The organism is Streptomyces sp. D2-8 (assembly GCF_023184515.1).
Lineage (GTDB): Bacteria > Actinomycetota > Actinomycetes > Streptomycetales > Streptomycetaceae > Streptomyces.
Genome location: NZ_JAAHBP010000026.1, coordinates 53,725 through 71,942 on the forward strand (window position 1 = coordinate 53,725; position 18,218 = coordinate 71,942).

Genomic DNA, 18,218 nt, shown 5'->3' on the forward strand with positions numbered 1-18,218 from the left:
TCACCGCACCCTCCCTACGCTCGTAGAAGGCGGCGAAACGCTCGAAAACCGTCAGCGCGAAACCGCCGCCCGACCGGTGAGGAGCGCAGCGATGACGATGCAGAACAGCGCGGCCGAGGCCGACCGCGCCCTGAAGTCCAAGCACCGCGCGATGTGGGCCCAGGGCGACTACCCCTCCCTGGCCGCCGAGGTCATCCCCGACCTGGGAGCGGTCCTGGTCGAGGCGTGCGGGGTGAGCTCCGGCCGGCGGGTGCTGGACGTGGGCGCCGGTTCCGGCAACGCCGCGATCCCGGCGGCCCTCGCCGGCGCGGACGTGGTGGCCTCCGACCTGACGCCGGAACTGTTCGAGGCCGGCCGGCGGGTGGCGGAGAAGCAGGGTGCGCAGCTGGCCTGGCAGGAGGCCGACGCCGAGGCCCTGCCCTTCGGTGACGCGGAGTTCGACACCGTGCTGTCCTGCGTGGGCGTCATGTTCGCCCCGCACCACCAGCAGGCCGCCGACGAACTCGTCCGGGTCTGCCGTCCGGGCGGCACCATCGGCCTGCTGAGCTGGACGCCCCAGGGCTTCATCGGCCGGATGTTCGCCGCGCTGAAGCCCTACGCGCCACCGCCCCCGCCCGGGGCCCAGCCGCCGCCGCTGTGGGGAGACGAGGACCATGTGCGCGCCCTCCTCGGCGACCGGGTCACGGACGTCAGAGCCGAACGCCGCACGGTCCGGGTCGACCGCTTCGAGACGCCCGAGACGTTCCGCGACTACTTCAAGGAGCGCTACGGCCCGACCATCACCGTCTACAAGGCCATCGCCGGCGAGCCCGAACGCACCGCCGCCCTGGACGCCGCCCTGGTGGACCTCGCCCGCGACGGCGACCTGGGCACCGGCTCGGGCAGGACGGTCCTGGAGTGGGAGTACCTGCTGTTCACCGCCCGCCGGGCGGGCTGACACCGGGGCGCGGCACCGTGGTCCGACGGCGTACAACTGCCGTACGACCACGGCACGAAGTCCGTCCTCCCCAGGTCGGATCTTCGCCGCATTCAGCGGGTGAAGCGTCAAATCCGCACGTACCGTCGATTGCATGACGCATCTCGACGCGGGTGCCCGGCCCGACTCCGCGCGGCCGGCGACGGTCACCTCCCGCGAGACCGGCCTGACCGGTGCTCAGGTCGCCGAGCGGGTGGAGCGCGGCCAGGTCAACGACGTGCCGGTGCGCAGCAGCCGGTCCACCGTCGACATCGTCCGGGCCAACGTCTTCACCCGCTTCAACGCGATCATCGGCGTGCTGTGGCTGATCATGCTGGTCGTCGCGCCGATCCAGGACAGCCTGTTCGGGTTCGTGATCCTCGCGAACACCGGCATCGGGATCGTCCAGGAGTGGCGGGCGAAGAAGACGCTGGACTCGCTCGCGCTGATCGGCGAGGTCAGGCCGACCGTGCGCCGGGACGGGGCGGCCGGGCAGGTCAGTACGTCCGAGATCGTGCTGGACGACCTGATCGAGATCGGGCCCGGGGACAAGGTCGTCGTCGACGGCGTCTGTGTCGAGACGGACGGGCTGGAGATCGACGAGTCGCTGCTCACCGGCGAGGCCGACCCGGTCGTCAAACACCCGGGCGACCAGGTCATGTCGGGCAGCTTCGTGGTGGCGGGCGGCGGGGCCTTCCAGGCGACGAAGGTCGGCCGCGAGGCCTACGCCGCCCAGCTCGCCGAGGAGGCCTCGCGCTTCACCCTCGTCCAGTCGGAGCTGCGGTCGGGCATCTCCACGATCCTCAAGTACGTCACGTGGATGATGGTCCCGACCGCGATCGGCCTGGTCATCAGCCAGCTGGTCGTGAAGGAGAACGCCTTCGACGACTCCGTCGCCCGCACGGTCGGCGGCATCGTCCCGATGGTCCCCGAGGGGCTGGTCCTGCTCACCTCGGTCGCCTTCGCCATCGGCGTGATCCGCCTGGGCCGCAAGCAGTGCCTGGTGCAGGAGCTGCCCGCGATCGAAGGGCTGGCCCGGGTCGACACCGTCTGCCTCGACAAGACCGGCACCCTCACCGAGGGCGGCATGGACGTCACCGAGCTGCGGCCGCTCCAGGGAGCCGACGAGACGTACGTACGGAAGGTGCTCGGGGCTTTCGGCGCGTCGGACCCACGGCCGAACGCCTCCCTGAAGGCGATCATCGACACCTACCCGGCCGTCGAGGACTGGCGCTGCACCAAGGCGCTGCCGTTCTCCTCCGCCCGCAAGTACAGCGGCGCCGCGTTCAGCGAGGACGACGGGCAGGCCGGCCGGTGGCTGCTGGGCGCGCCCGACGTGCTGCTGGCGGACGACGATCCGGCCCTGGCCGAGACCGGACGGCTGAACGAGCAGGGCCTCAGGGTGCTGCTGCTCGCCCGCGTCGCAGGGGACCTGGACGATCCCGAGGTGACGACGGGGGCGAAGCCCACCGCCCTGGTCGTGCTGGAGCAGCGGCTGCGGCCGGACGCGGCGGACACGCTGCGCTACTTCGCCGACCAGAACGTCCGGGCCAAGGTCATCTCCGGTGACAACGCGGTGTCGGTCGGTGCGGTCGCCGCCAAGCTCGGGCTGTCCGGCACCACCGTGGACGCGCGCCGGCTGCCCGCCGAGCCGGAGGGGATGGCCGACGCGCTCGACGACGGCACGGTGTTCGGGCGGGTCACCCCGCAGCAGAAGCGGAACATGGTGGGTGCGCTGCAGTCCCGCGGGCACACCGTCGCGATGACGGGCGACGGGGTGAACGACGTCCTCGCCCTGAAGGACGCCGACATCGGCGTCGCGATGGGCTCCGGCTCGGAGGCGACCCGGGCGGTCGCGCAGATCGTGCTGCTGAACAACAGTTTCGCGACGCTGCCGTCGGTGGTCGCCGAGGGGCGCCGGGTCATCGGCAACATCACGCGGGTGGCGACCCTGTTCCTCGTCAAGACGGTGTACTCGGTGCTGCTGGCCGTCCTGGTGGTCTGCTCCCAGGTGGAGTACCCGTTCCTGCCGCGCCACCTGACCCTGCTGTCGACGCTGACCATCGGCATCCCGGCGTTCTTCCTCGCGCTCGCGCCCAACAAGGAGCGCGCGAAGCCGAACTTCGTACGGCGGGTCATGCGGTACGCGATCCCGGGCGGGGTGGTGGCGGCGGTGGCGACCTTCGCGACGTACCTCATCGCCCGGGAGCACTACACGGGCGCGGGGGCGCTGGACGCGGAGACCAGCGCGGCGACGCTCACGCTGTTCCTCATCTCGATGTGGGTGCTGGCGATCATCGCCCGGCCCTACACCTGGTGGCGTGTCGTCCTCGTCGCGTCCATGGCCGGGGCGTTCCTGCTGGTGCTGGTCGTGCCGTGGTTGCAGCACTTCTTCGCGCTGAAGCTGGTGGGGATGACGGTGCCGTGGATCGCGGTCGGCATCGCGGCGGTGGCGGCGGCCGCCCTGGAACTCGTGTGGAGGTGGGTGGACCGCCGCTTTCCCGCGTAGCGGGCCCTACTTCACGTCGACGAAGTCACCCGTGGCGTTGACCGCCGGGGTGGTGGTCGTGCCCGCGAAGGAGTAGCGGAAGTAGCCGTCGGTGGAGGCCTTGACGGTGGTCTTCAGCTGGCCCGTGCTGTTCGACTTGATGGTCTTCAGCGTGGTGTAGGTGTTGGAGCCCTTCTTGCGGAACTGCAGCTTCACCGGCTGGTTGGTGTAGCCGTGGTACTTGTTGTCGTCCCAGTTGGCGCGGGACAGCTTGCCGGTGACCGTGATGGTCTTGCCCTTCTTCACGGGCTCCGGCGAGGCGTTGACCGTCAGCTTGGAGTACCGCTGGACCCGGGTGGTGCCGAGACCGCCCTGCGTCGTGACGTCGTCGTCGCTCGTGACGGCGAGGCCGCCCGCCTTCCAGGTGCCTGCCTCGGAGCTCGACAGCTCGCCGTCGGCGGGGCGGATGACGATGACGCCCTTGCAGCTGAGCGTGGTCGACGAGGTGGTGGTGCAGGTCGCAGGGTCGTCGCTGATCAGCACGTTGCTCGCCGTGTCCACCGAGGAGCCCTTGTAGATGAGCGGGCCGGAGGCGAAGGTGTCGGCGCCGGTGTCCATGCCGGAGGGGTGCTTCAGGGTGTAGGTGACCGGAACCCTGACCGCGTTCGTGGTGCCGACGACTATGTTCTTGCCGCTGTTCACCTTCATGTTCGAGAAGGTGACGTCGAGCGCGGCGGTGGTGCTCACCTCACCGTCGGCGGTGGCGGCGCCGAAGGCGGCCTTGCCCGAGGACGGGACGTCGGCGGCCTGCGCGGCCGGCACGGCGAGGACGGAGAGGGCCAGGGCGCCGGTGACGGCGGCCACGGTGGCTCGGATACGCATGCGTTCTCCAAGTGGAGAGGGGCCCCGGTGCTCATCGTCGGCTCTCGGGGCCCAAGTGATCGTGGAGTCTGTTGACTCACGTGATCAGATTCCTCAGCAGTGCGCATGGTTGTACGACAGGTGAAAAATTTGTGCGGAACTTTTCACCAACGGCCGTACGTCACCGCCGGATCAGTCGAACCAGCGGTCCCGCGCCAGTTCCCGCGTCCGTGACGGATCCTCCAGCAGCGCCGCCACCTCGAACCGCCGTGGCCACTGCCCCGCCGCCCAGGCGAGCCCCGCGGCGACGCCCTCCAGGGTGGCGGCGTGCAGGACGCCGTCGTCGGTGAGCCGCCAGTCGATCTCCACGCCGTCGACGACGAGTTCCTCGTGCTCGACGTAGAAGGACGGGGTCCGCCGGCCGAGCAGCACCCGCACCGGCTCCGGGACGTCGTGCTCGGTGCCCTCGGAGGTGACCTCCCCGGTGACGGACTCGCTCAGCCGCCGCACCTGGAACAGTTCGGCCAGCTCGGCGGCGCGTGACGGCCGTACCGGAAGCAGCGGGACGCCCTCGGTGAACGGCAGCAGATCGGGCGAGTCGCACACCACGGCGTCGGCCGCGTCCACGACCTCCACCCGGCCGTCGGTGACGGCCCGCAGGTCGTCCGGCAGGGTCACCTGATCCGGGTCCAGCTCGGCCAGCGCCCCGTACAGGGCGTGCAGTTGAGTCCCCGTCACCTCCCGCTCGGGGTCGGCGAGCCGGTCGAGCAGCTCGGCGGCACCACCGGGCTCGTCCAACAGCGCGGCGACGGACGTCCGCACGCCCAGCGCCCGCAGCACCTGCTCGTCCTCGAACCCGGTCGCGTCGGCCTCGTCGTAGAGCCCGCGCAGCAGCGGGTCGCCGCCGGCGGACCGCAGACCGGCCGGGCGGCGGCCGTCGAGCACGGGGTTCCCGCGCAGCCACCAGGCGGTGTACGGCCGGACGACCTCGTACGTCCCGTCCGGCAGCAGGATCCGCACGGGCTGCACGATCGCGTCCCTGAGCGGCGGCTGGGACAGCAGCGCCAGCGCCTGCGCCCACTTGTCCTCGTCCACGAGGTCCAGGTCCCGCACGGCGATGATCTCGGTGGCGACCGGCGGCACCGGGCTGTCCGGGAAGCGGTCGAGGATGTCCTCGCACCAGACGTCGACGGCGTCCAGCAGGCCCGCGTCGTCGGGTTCGGCGAAGTCGCCCTCGCGGGGCTCCAGTTCGTCCGGGTCGAGAACGATGTCGGTGGCGCGGACGACCGCGAAGCTCACCAGGACACCGCAGGCGGCCAACGGCTGCTCACCCCACGTGCCGGCCAGCTCGGCGTCCACGGCGGCGAGTTCACCCTCGCGCATGACCTGGGCGAAGGGGCTGCCGGGAAAGACGAGTTCGCACGCCGGGGCCGGTTCGCCCTCCTCGTCGGGCAGGGCGAGCGCGCCGAGCCAGGGCTCGTCACCGGGTTCCAGCCCGGCGTCCCGCACCAACGCGAGTACGGTGTCGGCCAGTTCACCGGCGTCGAGGGAGTCCTCCTCCCAGTTCACGCCGCCCTCGTCGTCCAGGGACGCGGCGACGGCGGCCCGGACCTGCGGGGTGGTGAGGACGGCCCGGGGTGTCGCGGGCAGGGCGCCGAGCTTCTCCAGGAGCGGGTGGGCGGCGTCCGAGTGGGCGACCTTCAGACCGAGCCGGGCCAGCACCTCGGGGTCGAGCCGCGCGGCCTCCGCGCTCGGCAGCAGGACCTGCCGGGGCCCGATGGTCGTACGGCCGTCCGCCAACGGCACCGGGAGCCCCGACAGGCGGTCCGGGTCGATCCCGGCCAGGCTGTCGTAGAGCCGCCGCCACCAGCCGGGTTCCTTCTCGAGACCGGCCAGCCGGTCGATCGCGTCGGTCAGCGGGACGCGGGCGACGCCCAGGGTCCGCAGCTCGGCGCGGCGCTCCAGCCCGGCGGGCAGCAGCGTGGGCAGCACCTCGGCGAGCACCCGCACGGTGTCCGCGCCCGCGCCCTCGACGACCTCGGCGTCCCGGGGCCGCAGGGATTCCCGCAGGTCGTCGTCCTCGCGGGGAGGGAGGGCGGGCGGGCGGAACGCCGGGTGGGCGGGCGGGAGAAACTCAGTCCGCGGCAGCCGCTCCAGGATCGCCCGGCGCAGGGCGCCGTCCAGCTCGCCCTTGCCGAGCGGGCCGGGCACCAGGCCGATGATCCCGGAGGTCACCGGCCGCCAGTCGCCGAGGAGTTCGGCGTAGGCGTCGGCCGCGCGCCGGACGAGGAAGTCGGTCAGCGGGCCGGGGGCGGCGTGCCGGCGGGTGGAGTCCAGCGGGAACGAGGCGATGAGCAGGGCCGGGACGCCGAGCGGTTCGTCACTCGGGGTCGGGGCGTGCACGACCGCGCTGGTGCGGGGCCGGGCCGGGCTGCCGTCGCTGTCCACGGGCACGGCCCAGGTGACCGACCAGTGGGGCCGCAGCCGCTCCTCGACGGGCCGGTCGGCGAGGAGCTCGGGAGTGAGGGGGCCGTGGGCGACGGCGGTGCGCCAGTGGGTGACGCCGTGGGCGGAGTCGTCGACGACGGTGAAGGGACCGTCGGACCGGCGGGTGAGGGTCCGCGGACTCTCCCCGTTGATCTCGACGACCAGCTCTTCGAGTCCGGGAAGGGTGAGCAGCAGGGCGTCGTCGACGGCCCGCAGGAGCCGCTCGGCGAGATCGGCGGCGGCCGCGTCCCGCAGCGGCAGGATGACGGCGGTGTCGTACGGGCCGGGGGCGGTGCCCTCGGCGGCGTACGGGAGCCGCAGCAGGGGTACGTGCCCGTCCCGGCGCCGGACCTCGTCCCCGAGGCCGGGGCTGTGCCGGGCGGTGTCGGCGGCCAGTGCCCTGGCCTCGGCCAGCGACCAGCGCACACCGCCGTGCCGGCCGACGACGGCGGGCTCGTCGGTGACGGAGAGCACCGCGGCGAATCCGACTCCGAACCGCCCCACGGAGGACGTGTCGCCCGTGTCCCTCTTGGCCGACGCCCGCAGCGTGGACAGCGACTCGACCCCGGCCGCGTCCAGCGGGGCGCCGGTGTTGGCGGCGACGAGCACCCCGTCGCGCAGGGTGAGCCGCAGCCGCCCCGGCACTGCGGCCCGGGCCGCCGCGTCGGCGGCGTTCTGGGCGAGTTCCACGACGAGCCGGTCCCGGTAGCCGCCGAGAGCCAGGTCCTCCTCGGCGTTGGCGTCCTCACGGAACCGGGCGGGGCTGGTGGCCCAGGAATCGAGGACACCGCGCCGCAGACGGGCGGTGCCGAACGGATCGGCCCCCTCGGCGGCGGGCCGCACGAACTTGCTGCTCACGTTCCGTTCCTTCTCCTCGTGGACGTGAGGATGAAGGTACCGCCTGGGAAGCGGACGGCGTGCCCCCGCCCGGCGCGGGCGGCTGCCGCTACGAGTGGCCCAGTTCCTCCGTGTCCTGGTCCGCCGTCGCCGATACCGAGCCCGAGTCCGAGGACGGGCGCAGCGGGAACGGGTCGACCCGGGTCTCGTCGATGACCGGGGCGGCCGGCTGGGGCGGACGGGGCATGACCGCGGCCTCGGAGTGGCCGCCGCAGCCGTAGGCGAGGGAGACCAGACGGCCGTCGGCCGGGGAGAACTCGTTGGCGCAGGCGCCGAAGGCCTGACCCAGGGAGCCGCCGATGGGGACGAGGAAGCCGCAGCTGACGCAGGCGGCGGGGGCCGCCTGGGCCATGGGGGTCTTGGGGCCGAACGCCTCCTCCCAGCGGTCGGCCGCGGTGTGCAGGCCGTAGCGGGACAGGACGCGGGCCCGGCGCATGCCCAGTTCCTCGGCGACCGCCGGGATCGAACCGCGCAGGGGGGCGACCGTGAAGCCGGACGGGGCAGCCGTGGTGAGGTCCGCGTCCTCCGCCTCCACCAGGTCGGCCATCTCGTGCGACACGGGAACGTTCGGCGCGGGCTCGTCCTCGCCCGTGTAGCCCGGCTCCAGCCGCAGGTCCTCGGCGTCGGTGGGCAGCAGATCGCCCGGCCCCATGTCGCCGGGACGCAGCCGCTCGCTCCACGGCACCCACTCGGGCGCCAGCACGGCGTCCGGGCCGGGCAGCAGCGCCGCCTCGTCCACCGTGACGATCTTCGCCCGGGAGGCCCGGGCCACCGTCACGGCCCAGCGCCAGCCCCGGTACCCGAGCTCCCGGCACTGGAAGAAGTGCGTGACGACACGGTCCCCCTCGGAGACCACGCCCACGTGCTCCCCGACGATTCCTGGCGCGGCGGCCTCCTCGGCTGCGGCGCGTGCGAGGTCGACGGCCTCGGCGCACAGACGGTCAGGGGTGCGGCTTCGCGTTGTCGCTGCGCTCACAGGTATCGCTTCTCTCCATACGCCGTCTCACGAGTGCGCCACTCCCAGCGCGGGGGCGGACGGAGCGGACCGGGGGACCGCGTCGACATCCTTCATCCATTTTGCGGGATGGCTGAGATACGCACGCTACCCTTCCGCCCCACTTCGCGTACACCGACGGTCCTGTTGCGCCGCCCACCGGACCCCGAGCGCACCCCGGACAGTCACCCCACAGGCCCTATACAAGCGGTAATGGCACTAGCCACAGCCTTATCGGGGCACTATGACGTCGTGGCAGCCGCGAAGACACCCCCGGGCGCCACCGGGACCGGTGGGTCGAAAGGGGTTAAGGGAAGCAGCCGACCGGGCGGACCGGGCCGTTTGGGCGGCTCCCTCCGCGCGGTCGGCCGCGCCCTGCACTTCCCGGTGACCGGCACGGCCCGCGGCATCCGCAAGGCCACGCACGCGCACGGCGCCGGCGAGTCCGGCCTCGGCAAGCTGATCGAACTGCACGGCGTGAACGGCGCCGGCGACGTCATGATCACCGTCGCCCTCGCCTCGACCGTCTTCTTCTCCGTGCCCACCGACGAGGCCCGCGGCCGCGTCGCCCTGTACCTCGCCATCACCATGGCGCCCTTCACCCTCCTCGCGCCCGTCATCGGCCCCCTCCTCGACCGCATCCCGCACGGCCGCCGCGCCGCGATGGCGGGTGCGATGCTGGCCCGGGCGCTGCTCGCGCTCATCCTGTCCGGCGCGGTCGTCAGCGGCGGCCTCGAGCTGTACCCGGCCGCGCTCGGCGTCCTCGTCTCGTCGAAGGCGTACGGCGTGGTCAGAAGCGCCGTCGTGCCCCGGCTGCTGCCGCCCCGCTTCTCCCTCGTGAAGGCCAACTCGCGCGTCACCCTCGGCGGCCTCCTCGCCACCGGCATCGCCGCGCCCATCGGCGCCGGGCTCCAGCAGATCGGGCCGCGCTGGCCCCTCTACGGCGCCTTCGTGCTCTTCGTGGCGGGGACAATCCTGTCGTTCACGCTGCCGCCGAAGGTCGACTCCGCCAAGGGCGAGGACCGCGCCCTGCTGGCCGCGGACGAGCAGCACCTGCACGGGCCGCACCGGCAGCCGGTCAAGCGCCCCGGGCTGCGCACGGTCGGCCCCGCCGTCACCCACGCCCTCGGCGCCAACGCCGCCATCCGCTGCCTGACCGGGTTCCTGATCTTCTTCCTGGCGTTCCTGCTGCGCGAGCACCCGGTCTCCGGCCAGAGCGCCGCGGTGTCCCTGGGGATAGTGGCGGTCTCGGCGGGCGTGGGCAACGCGCTCGGCACGGCCGTCGGGGCGTGGCTGCGCTCCCGGGCGCCGGAGATCATCATCGTCGTGGTCGTGGCGTGCGTGGCGGGCGCGGCGATCACGGCCGCGGTGTTCTTCAGCGCGGTCATGGTGGCCGCGCTGGCCGCCATCGCCGGGTTCGCGCAGGCCCTGGCCAAGCTGTCGCTGGACGCGCTGATCCAGCGGGACGTCCCCGAGAGCGTCCGTACGTCGGCCTTCGCCCGCTCCGAGACCCTGCTGCAGATGTCCTGGGTGCTGGGCGGGGCGATCGGCATCGCCGTGCCGCTCAACGGCACGGCCGGGCTCGCGGTGGGCGCCGCGATCGTCGGCGCCGGGTGGCTGACGACCGTACGGGGGCTGATCGACTCGGCGCGGCACGGCGGCCCGGGGCGGGCACGCGTCGCGTAGGGCCCTTCTGATGGATCTCCCAGGGAGCCGTACCCCGCGTGGGCGGTGCGACCCGCGGGCCCGATAGCCTTCGCCCATGAACACGTTGCAATCCGCTGTGCGACGCCGCCGCGCCGTCGCTGTCGCCGGTGTCGTATCCGCCGGACTGCTCGTCCTGTCGGCCTGTGACAAGCCGACGCCGATGGCCACGGTCACCGTGGGCAGCGACTCGGTGAACTCCGAGGCCACCTGCGGCGGCGAGGGCGACACCCTGAAGCCGTCCGATCTCACCCAGTGCCTGAAGGACAAGGGCATCAAGAGCATCTCCGTCGACCCCGACGAGACCGTGCGCTTCGGTGTCGACCCCGAGATCGCCGACAAGGGCTGGACGATCCTGATGAACGGTCAGCCGCTGACCGACGCCAGCACGAAGACCTACCGCACGATTCCGGGCAGCGTGTTCTTCAACGCCCAGTACGGCGCGCAGGGCAACTCGACGCTGGTGTCCATCAAGGAGGGCGAGAAGGACACGTCGGGCCTGTGGAACTTCAAGCTGGAGAAGGACGCCTGATCGCTGCCGCCGGGCTTGACCGGGTGCTGGTCGCCACCGCGGTTTCCGTGGAACAGGACGCGGTGGCCCGGGCCTGCCCCGGGGCCGGCGGCATCGAGGTGATCGCCGCCGGTGTCGGGCCCGCTCTCGCCGCCGCCTCCGTCGCCTCCGCCCTCACCGCCGCCTCCCTCCGGGGCGAGCCCTACGGTCTCGTGGTCTCCGCCGGGATCGGGGGCGGGTTCCAGCCCGAGGCTCCTGTGGGATCGCTCGTCGTCGCCGACGGGATCGTGGCGGCCGACCTGGGGGCCGAGACCGAGGACGGGTTCGTGCCGGTCACCGAGCTCGGATTCGGGACCGTCCGGCATCAGCCGCCCGCGGATCTTCTCCGGCGGGTCGCCGACGCCACCGGGGCCCGGACCGGGGCCGTGCTCACCGTGTCGACCGTGACCGGGACGGCCGCCAGGGCCGCCGCACTGCGGGAACGGCACCCCACCGCCCTCGCCGAGGCCATGGAGGGCTTCGGCGTCGCCGAGGCCGCCGCCGCGCAGGGGGTGCCCGTGCTGGAGATCCGGGCGATCTCCAATCCCGTCGGGCCGCGTGACCGCGCCGCGTGGCGGATCGGGGACGCTCTGGCAGCCTTGAGCGAGGGGTTCGGGAAGCTCGTGCCCGTACTGGAGAGTTGGGACCGGCATGACAGTTGAGCAGCTGCGGATCGCGTACTCGCCCTGCCCGAACGACACGTTCGTCTTCGACGCCCTGGCCCATGACCGGGTCCCCGGCGCCCCCGCCCTCGACGTGACCTTCGCCGACATCGACATCACCAACGGCATGGCCGAGCGCGGCGAGTTCGACGTGCTGAAGGTGTCGTACGCCGTGCTGCCCTACGTTCTCGACGACTACGCCCTGCTGCCCTGCGGGGGTGCGCTGGGGCGGGGCTGCGGGCCGCTGGTGCTGACGCGGGAGGCGGACGTCGACCTCACCGGGCGGACGGTCGCGGTGCCCAGTGAGAAGTCGACCGCCTACCTGCTGTTCCGGCTGTGGGCCGCGGACACCCTGGCCGACGGGGTCGGCGAGATCGTCGTCATGCCGTTCCACGAGATCATGCCGGCCGTGCGGGACGGCAAGGTCGACGCGGGACTCGTGATCCACGAGGCGCGCTTCACGTACGGCGCGTACGGGCTGCACAAGCTCGCCGACATGGGCGAGCACTGGGAGAACACCACGGGGCTGCCGATCCCGCTGGGCGCGATCATCGCCAAGCGGTCGCTGGGCGAGCAGGGGCTGCGGCTGCTCGCCGACTCGATCCGGACGTCGGTGCGCGCCGCCTGGGACGACCCCGAGGCATCCCGGCCGTACGTCATGGAGCACGCCCAGGAGATGGACCCGGCCGTCGCCGACCAGCACATCGGGCTGTACGTCAACGAGTTCACCGCCGGCCTCGGCGAGGACGGCTACGCGGCCGTACGCGGGCTGCTGACCCGCGCGGCGGCCGAGGGACTCGTACCGCCCCTCGGCCCGGACGCGCTGCGTTTTCCCTGAAGCCTCAGACGTCCAGCTGGTCGGCGACCGCGCGCAGCAGGCCGGCGATCTTCTTGCCGGCGGTCTTCTCGGGGTAGCGGCCGCGCTCCAGCATCGGCGTGATGTTCTCCAGGAGCGTCGTCAGATCCTGGACGATGGAGGCCAGCTCGTCCGGCTTCTTGCGGGTCGCGGCGGCGACGGACGGGGTCGGGTCCAGGATCGTCAGGGACAGCGCCTGGTCGCCGCGCTGTCCGGCGACCACGCCGAACTCCACGCGCTGACCGGGCTTGAGCGTCTCGACTCCGGCGGGGAGGACCGAGGAATGGACGAAGACGTCACCGCCGTCGTCGCGGGAGAGAAAGCCGAAGCCCTTCTCGCCGTTGAACCACTTGACCTTGCCGGTGGGCATGTCTGTCCTCGTCCTCGTACTCGTCGGAAAACTGCTTCTGGAAACGGCTCTTGATAGCACTCGGGCGGGTCGAACGGACCCGCCGGTACCAAGGCTAATGCTCTTGCAGCCGGTGACAAGACGTCACCGGGTTGTTCCTTCGCGCTGGGAACTACCCTGGTCGGGTGCGTGACAAAACCCAAACGAATTCCGCCGCTCCCGGTGACCGCCTGGTCCGTGCCGGAGCCGTCGTCTTCTTCATCGGCGCCCTGGCCACACTGGTCACGGTCGCCCCGTTGCTCCTCGGGACGACGCCCTTTCCGACGTACATGTTCGGATTGAGCATGCTCATGGCAGTCGGATTCCTGATGGCCGGTGCGGGAATGCTGCGTTCCGTGGCAGCGGGCCGCCGTCAGGCGCGCGCGGGACGGTAGTCCGAAAGCCACCGCGGAAATCCGGTCAGATCGGTGAGGACGACGTCCGCGCCCGCCGCGCGCAGTTCCTCCTCGGGGCAGGGGCCGGTGGCCACCGCCACCGAGAGCGCCCCGGCGGCCCGGGCGCCGCGGACGTCCCCGACGTGGTCGCCGACGTAGACGCCCGCGTCGTGCTCGCGCAGGGCCTCCGCCTTCTGCTCGGCCCACAGGTCGCCGATGACGGCGTCGGGCTCGATGCCGAGGTGGGCCAGGTGCAGTTTGGCGTTGGGCTCGTACTTGGCGGTGACGACTATCGCGCGTCCACCGGCCTCCCGTACGGCCGCGATGGCCTCCCGGGCGCCGGTCATCGCCGGGGTCGCGGCGATGGCGATCGACGGGTACATCTCCCGGTACAGGTCCGCCATGACCTGGACCTTCTCGGCCGGGAACCAGTTGATCAGTTCCTCGGCCAGCGGCGGCCCGAGCCGCGTGACCGCCAGGTCGGCGTCGATGTACGTCCCCGTCCGCTCGGACAGCGCCCGGTAGCAGGCGCGGATGCCGGGACGGGAGTCGATGAGGGTCATGTCGAGGTCGAAGCCGACGGTGAGAGCCATATGGGCCATTGTGCCCAGCCGGTGTGAACGGCAGACGCCCCCGTCCCCCTGTGACCGGCTAGCGCGAGCGCTGGGAACGCCACACCAGGAACAGGGCCGACGCCACCGCCGCGCCCCTGACCACCCACGGCCAGGTCTCCGCCACCGCGGCGTTCATGTGGCCCTCGGCGATCGGGGCGCCCCAGCGGCCGTTCATCCGGCCCCACAGCCAGACCAGGCCCCCCGCCACGGCGAGGCCCGGCAGGATCACTACCGCCCACTTCGTCTCGGCCTGGGTGAGGCGCCGGGAGGCGTAGGCGATGAGCCAGCCGAGCAGGAGGACGAACCAGTTGCCGAGCACGGCACCGGCGACGAGCAGGCCGGCGGCGATCAGGAGGAGCGGGTTGCTCCAGTTTCCGGCGGCAAGGCGCGGGAGACGGCGGCGGCTCCGCTCCCCGGCCGCCTCGGCCGCCTCCGCCGCCTCGACGACCGGGGCCGGTTCCCCGGCCGCCGGCTTCTCCGGCTCCGCCTTGCGCTGCGCCGGCGGCTTCAGCAGGTCCGGCACCACGCCGCCCACGAAGCCCGGCACCTCGTCGCCCACCCCGAACGGGCTGCTGTCCACCCGCCACCAGTCCGGCTGGACCGCGCTGTCGCCGAGCTCGCGCCCTGCGGCCAGATGCGGCGGGGCAGGGCCGTCGAGGGGCGCGGGGTGCGCCTCCTCGGCGGGTCGCGCCGGGCGGGGGCGCGGTACGACGCGCCGCATGACGCTCTTCGCCCGTTCCTCCGGCTCGGCCTCGCGCTGTACGGGGACGGAGGCGGGGGCGGCGCCGCGCGGCTCGACGCCCGTGCCGCCCGCTGCCGCGGTCACGACGTCGTCGGGGCTGCCCAGGCGCGACAGGATGCGGCGGACGGCGGCGGGCGAGTCGACGGTGGCCTTCGCACGGCGCTTGTCGATCTCGTTGCGCAGGTCCGCGACCAGACGCATCCGGGTGGCCGACGACAACTGCCGCTGCTGGGCCACGTCGCCGACGCGGCTCAGATACTCGTAAACGACCTGGTCGCTCTCAATCCCCACGAAGTCCCCTCCGGGGCGGGTGCGTTGCGTGACGCCGTCGGACGACGGTACCGCGAGTGCCCGCGGGGCGGCCAAAAGCCCGTCCCGCGTTCGGGGGGACGAGGCCGCGCACAGTCGGCCCGGCCGCCGCGGGCAACCCGCTACCGTGGACCGGATGAGCACCGAGGACAGGCCCCCGGCCCCCCGCTCCCTCGCGGAAGCGCTCCGCGCGCGGGGCGACGCTTCGCTGGGCGCACTCCTGCGCAGCCGCCCGGATCTCATCACGCCCGTCCCCACCGACCTCACCCAGCTCGCGACCCGCGCCGGCACCCGTGCCTCGGTCGTGCGGGCCCTGGAACGGCTGGACCGGTTCGCGCTGCAGACGGCGGAGGCGCTGGCCGTGGCGGCGGACCCGGCGCCGTACGACGAGCTGCTCGGGCTCATGGCCGGGGACGACGCCGACCCGGCCGTCGCCGCCGCGCTGCCGCACGCCCTGGACGGCTTGCGCGAGCAGGCGCTGGTGTGGGGCGGCGACGACCGGCTGCGGCTGGTCCGCACGGCGCGTGAGCTGCTGGCGCCCTCGCCGCAGCACCCCTCGCCGACCGGGCTCGGCCCGACGGTCCAGGAGGCCACCGCCGGGATGTCCCCGGGCCGGATCCAGGAGATCGTCACGGCCGCCGGGCTGGCCTCGACGCACGACTCGGTCTCCGCGGTGACCGCCCTGGCCGGGCTGTTCACGGACCGGGCCCGGATGGCCGCGCTGCTCGCCGACGCCCCGGCCGACTCCCTCGACGTACTGGAGCGTCTGGTGTGGGGGCCGCCGTACGGGCAGGTCACCGCCGATCCGGCGCCCCGGCTGCGCTGGCTGCTGGACCGCGGACTGCTGCTGCCGACGGCGCCCGGGACGGTCGTCCTGCCGCGCGAGGTCGCCCTGCATCTGCGGCGGGGCCTGGCGCACCGGGCGCCCGAGCCCGTCCCGCCGGTGGTCGAGGCGGCGGCCGCGCATCGTCCACAGGTTGTGGACAGCACCGCGGCCGGGCAGGCCCACACCGCGCTCGCGACCGTCGAGGAACTGCTGAAGGACTGGGACGAGGGCGGGCCCGCGGTGCTGCGGGCCGGCGGGCTGAGCGTGCGGGACCTGAAGCGGACCGCCGTCGCCCTCGACGTGTCCGAGCCGGTCGCCGCGTTCTGGGTGGAGCTGGCGTACGCGGCGGGCCTGATCGCCTCCGACGGCGAGGCCGACGAGCGGTACGCGGCGACCCCGGCGTACGACGAGTGGCTGGAGCTGCCCGCTGCCGAGCGCTGGTCGCGGCTGGTCACGGCGTGGCTCGCGGCGACCCGGACGGCCGGTCTTGTGGGCGGGCGGGACGCGAAGGACCGTACGCTGTCGGCGCTCGGGCCGGGCCTGGACCGCTCGGCGGCGCCCGAGGTACGGCACCGGGTGCTGGCGCTGCTGGCCGGGCTGCCGGAGGGTGCCGCTCCGGCCGCCGGGTCGGTGCTGGCCCGGCTGCGCTGGGAGCGCCCCCTGCGCGGCGACCGGCGCGAGGACGACCTGCGGAGCCGACTCGCCGAGTGGGCCCTGTCCGAGGCGGAGCTGCTGGGCGTCACGGGCCGGGGCGCGCTGTCGGCGCAGGGCCGGGCGCTGCTGGGCGCACCCGCGGCTCCCGTGAAGGGCCCGGAAGCGGAGCCCTCCGGGCCGGGGGACAAGCTGCCCGTCCATCACCATCACCGCCCCGCCCCGCTCGTCTCGCTCTCCCCCGCCGAACAGGCCGTCGCCGCCGCCGCGGCGGCCCGGCTGCTCGCACCGCTCCTGCCCGAGCCGCTGGACCACGTGCTGCTCCAGGCCGACCTGACGGCGGTGGCGCCGGGCCCCTTGCAGCGGCCGCTCGCGGACATGCTGGGCGTGCTGGCGGACGTCGAGTCCAAGGGCGGGGCCACCGTCTACCGGTTCACGCCCGGCTCGGTGCGGCGGGCGCTGGACGCCGGGCAGGCCGCCTCCGACCTGCACGCCTTCCTCGCCGCGCACTCCCGCACCCCGGTGCCGCAGCCGCTCGCGTACCTGATCGACGACGTGGCCCGCCGGCACGGCCATCTGCGGGTCGGCGCGGCCTCGGCGTACGTGCGCTGCGACGACGACGCGGTGCTCAGCGAGATCCTCGCCGACAAGCGGGCCGCCGGGCTCGGGCTGCGCCGGCTCGCCTCGACCGTGCTGGCCGCGCAGGCCGACCCGGCCGGGCTCCTGGAGGGCCTGCGGGCGATGGGGTTCGCGCCGGCCGCCGAGTCCGCCGAGGGCGATGTGCTGATCACCCGCGCCCTGGCCCACCGCACCCCGCCGCGCACCGCGCCCGAGCCGGTCCCGGACGGCCCGCCGGTCCCCGACGACACGCTCCTCGCGGCCGCGCTGCGCGCCATCCGGGCCGGCGACCTCGCCTCCACCACCCCGCGCAAGCCCGGCACGGCCCCCGTGGTCAACGGTGAGCTGCCCCGCACCGGCACCGCCGAGACCCTCGCCACCATGCAGGCCGCCGTCCTCACCGGCGAGGCCCTGTGGATCGGCTACGTCAACGCCGAGGGCGCCGCCAGCCAGCGGGTCGTCGCCCCGATCCGCGTCGAGGGCGGCTTCGTCACGGCGTACGACCACACCGCGGACGAGGTCCGCACGTATCCGCTGCACCGGATCACCGGGGTCGCGGAGCTCGCCGACGACGCGGGCTGACGGCAGCTCGCGGTCCGTCACCCGTTCGGGTGCGGGCGGGCGTTTATGCACGCCACGCCGGGGATGTCCCACCGTTGGGCGACCTTCCCGGGCGTGCCGCATCACGCCGTGCGCGCGGGGGCAGCCACCGGCCGGCCGGCGGCCCGGGCACCCGCGGGCCGCCGGCCCACTCGGCGGCGGTCGCGAACAGCACCCGGTGCCCGGCCTGGCAGGCGCGTACGCCCAGGGCGACGGCCAGGTGGGTCTTGCCGGTGCCGGGCGAGCCGACGAAGACCACGTTGCGCCGGGTGGTGACGATGTCCGCCTTGCCGAGCCGGGCCACGGTCTCCCGGTCGAACTCCCGGGGATGCTGCTGGTCGAATTCCTCGAGCAGCTTGCGGGCCGGGAAACCGGCGGCACGGATCCGGGCCTCGGCGTCGACGTCCGGGTGGGGCCGCCGCGAGACGTCCGCCGCGGAGGTCCCGAGCTCCTTGAAGACCTTGTAGACGTAGACGCCCTGTGCTGCCACCAGCCCGAAGTACAGCGGGGCCTGGAGCCAGCGGGTGGCGAACAGGGCGTATCCGAGGGTGGTGGTCGTCGGGTTCTGCACGTGCGCCATTCTTCGGGGCCGCGATGGAAAAACTGAATTCACACCACACG

General features: G+C 73.5%; 15 protein-coding genes. 8 read left to right on the top strand and 7 right to left on the bottom strand.

Features of this window, described 5'->3' with window-relative positions:
- Positions 1–91 precede the first annotated feature (91 nt).
- On the top strand, positions 92–937 hold the full coding sequence (locus G3I77_RS34860) for a class I SAM-dependent methyltransferase (RefSeq protein ID WP_248510319.1): 846 nt from the start codon (positions 92–94) through the stop codon (positions 935–937).
- A gap of 133 nt (positions 938–1,070) precedes the next feature.
- Entirely contained in the window at positions 1,071–3,464 is a 2,394-nt protein-coding gene (locus G3I77_RS34865) for an HAD-IC family P-type ATPase (RefSeq protein ID WP_248510320.1), read from the top strand.
- Positions 3,465–3,470: 6 nt separating this feature from the next.
- Here G3I77_RS34865 and G3I77_RS34870 read toward each other — a convergent pair whose 3' ends face one another.
- From G3I77_RS34870 to G3I77_RS34880, 3 genes are all read right to left on the bottom strand, one after another.
- A complete protein-coding gene (locus tag G3I77_RS34870; protein WP_248510321.1) occupies positions 3,471–4,325 on the bottom strand; it encodes a hypothetical protein in 855 nt (284 codons plus the stop codon).
- A 171-nt stretch (positions 4,326–4,496) separates the two neighbouring features.
- Complete coding sequence (locus tag G3I77_RS34875; RefSeq protein WP_248510322.1) at positions 4,497–7,649, bottom strand: sacsin N-terminal ATP-binding-like domain-containing protein; 3,153 nt, start codon at positions 7,647–7,649, stop codon at positions 4,497–4,499.
- A gap of 88 nt (positions 7,650–7,737) precedes the next feature.
- Entirely contained in the window at positions 7,738–8,664 is a 927-nt protein-coding gene (locus G3I77_RS34880; protein WP_248510327.1) for a DUF3027 domain-containing protein, read from the bottom strand.
- 270 nt (positions 8,665–8,934) lie between these two features.
- Between G3I77_RS34880 and G3I77_RS34885 the strand changes: the two genes are divergently transcribed.
- The 4 genes from G3I77_RS34885 (at position 8,935) to G3I77_RS34900 (ending at position 12,436) form a co-directional block, all read left to right on the top strand.
- Positions 8,935–10,368: an MFS transporter gene (locus G3I77_RS34885; RefSeq protein ID WP_248510329.1), complete on the top strand. Its 1,434-nt coding sequence runs from the start codon at positions 8,935–8,937 to the stop codon at positions 10,366–10,368.
- A gap of 76 nt (positions 10,369–10,444) precedes the next feature.
- Positions 10,445–10,918, top strand: coding sequence for a DUF2771 domain-containing protein (locus tag G3I77_RS34890; RefSeq protein ID WP_248510331.1), 474 nt, complete (start codon positions 10,445–10,447; stop codon positions 10,916–10,918).
- A complete protein-coding gene (locus tag G3I77_RS34895; protein ID WP_248510332.1) occupies positions 10,888–11,598 on the top strand; it encodes a futalosine hydrolase in 711 nt (236 codons plus the stop codon). The genes G3I77_RS34890 and G3I77_RS34895 overlap by 31 nt, the downstream gene beginning before the upstream one ends.
- Complete coding sequence (locus G3I77_RS34900) at positions 11,588–12,436, top strand: 1,4-dihydroxy-6-naphthoate synthase (RefSeq protein ID WP_248510334.1); 849 nt, start codon at positions 11,588–11,590, stop codon at positions 12,434–12,436. The genes G3I77_RS34895 and G3I77_RS34900 overlap by 11 nt, the downstream gene beginning before the upstream one ends.
- 4 nt (positions 12,437–12,440) lie before the next feature.
- Here the strand turns inward: G3I77_RS34900 and G3I77_RS40745 are convergent, their stop codons facing one another.
- The gene (locus tag G3I77_RS40745; protein WP_282574310.1) at positions 12,441–12,824 is read right to left on the bottom strand and encodes a cold-shock protein; all 384 of its coding nucleotides are present in this window, start codon (positions 12,822–12,824) and stop codon (positions 12,441–12,443) included.
- Positions 12,825–12,988: 164 nt separating this feature from the next.
- Here G3I77_RS40745 and G3I77_RS34910 point away from each other — a divergent pair, with 164 nt between their 5' ends.
- A complete protein-coding gene (locus tag G3I77_RS34910) occupies positions 12,989–13,237 on the top strand; it encodes a hypothetical protein (protein ID WP_248510336.1) in 249 nt (82 codons plus the stop codon).
- Here G3I77_RS34910 and G3I77_RS34915 read toward each other — a convergent pair.
- A complete protein-coding gene (locus G3I77_RS34915; protein WP_248510337.1) occupies positions 13,216–13,839 on the bottom strand; it encodes an HAD family hydrolase in 624 nt (207 codons plus the stop codon). The two genes, G3I77_RS34910 and G3I77_RS34915, sit on opposite strands and share 22 nt — an antisense overlap.
- A gap of 49 nt (positions 13,840–13,888) precedes the next feature.
- On the bottom strand, positions 13,889–14,884 hold the full coding sequence (locus G3I77_RS34920; protein ID WP_248510339.1) for a hypothetical protein: 996 nt from the start codon (positions 14,882–14,884) through the stop codon (positions 13,889–13,891).
- Between the two features lie 154 nt (positions 14,885–15,038).
- Between G3I77_RS34920 and G3I77_RS34925 the strand changes: the two genes are divergently transcribed.
- Positions 15,039–17,579 carry a helicase C-terminal domain-containing protein gene (locus G3I77_RS34925; RefSeq protein ID WP_248510341.1) on the top strand — a complete coding sequence of 847 codons (2,541 nt, stop codon included), beginning with the start codon at positions 15,039–15,041 and terminating at the stop codon, positions 17,577–17,579.
- A 43-nt stretch (positions 17,580–17,622) separates the two neighbouring features.
- Here the strand turns inward: G3I77_RS34925 and G3I77_RS34930 are convergent, their stop codons facing one another.
- A complete protein-coding gene (locus tag G3I77_RS34930; RefSeq protein ID WP_308311437.1) occupies positions 17,623–18,168 on the bottom strand; it encodes an ATP-binding protein in 546 nt (181 codons plus the stop codon).
- Between the last annotated feature and the right edge of the window lie 50 nt (positions 18,169–18,218).

Coding starts and splice junctions, on each gene's coding strand:
- G3I77_RS34860 (WP_248510319.1), top strand. CDS start 92: ATGACGATGCAGAACAGCGCGGCCGAGGCCGACCGCGCCCTGAAGTCC.
- G3I77_RS34865 (WP_248510320.1), top strand. CDS start 1,071: ATGACGCATCTCGACGCGGGTGCCCGGCCCGACTCCGCGCGGCCGGCG.
- G3I77_RS34870 (WP_248510321.1), bottom strand. CDS start 4,325: ATGCGTATCCGAGCCACCGTGGCCGCCGTCACCGGCGCCCTGGCCCTC.
- G3I77_RS34890 (WP_248510331.1), top strand. CDS start 10,445: ATGAACACGTTGCAATCCGCTGTGCGACGCCGCCGCGCCGTCGCTGTC.
- G3I77_RS34900 (WP_248510334.1), top strand. CDS start 11,588: ATGACAGTTGAGCAGCTGCGGATCGCGTACTCGCCCTGCCCGAACGAC.
- G3I77_RS40745 (WP_282574310.1), bottom strand. CDS start 12,824: ATGCCCACCGGCAAGGTCAAGTGGTTCAACGGCGAGAAGGGCTTCGGC.
- G3I77_RS34915 (WP_248510337.1), bottom strand. CDS start 13,839: ATGGCCCATATGGCTCTCACCGTCGGCTTCGACCTCGACATGACCCTC.
- G3I77_RS34925 (WP_248510341.1), top strand. CDS start 15,039: ATGAGCACCGAGGACAGGCCCCCGGCCCCCCGCTCCCTCGCGGAAGCG.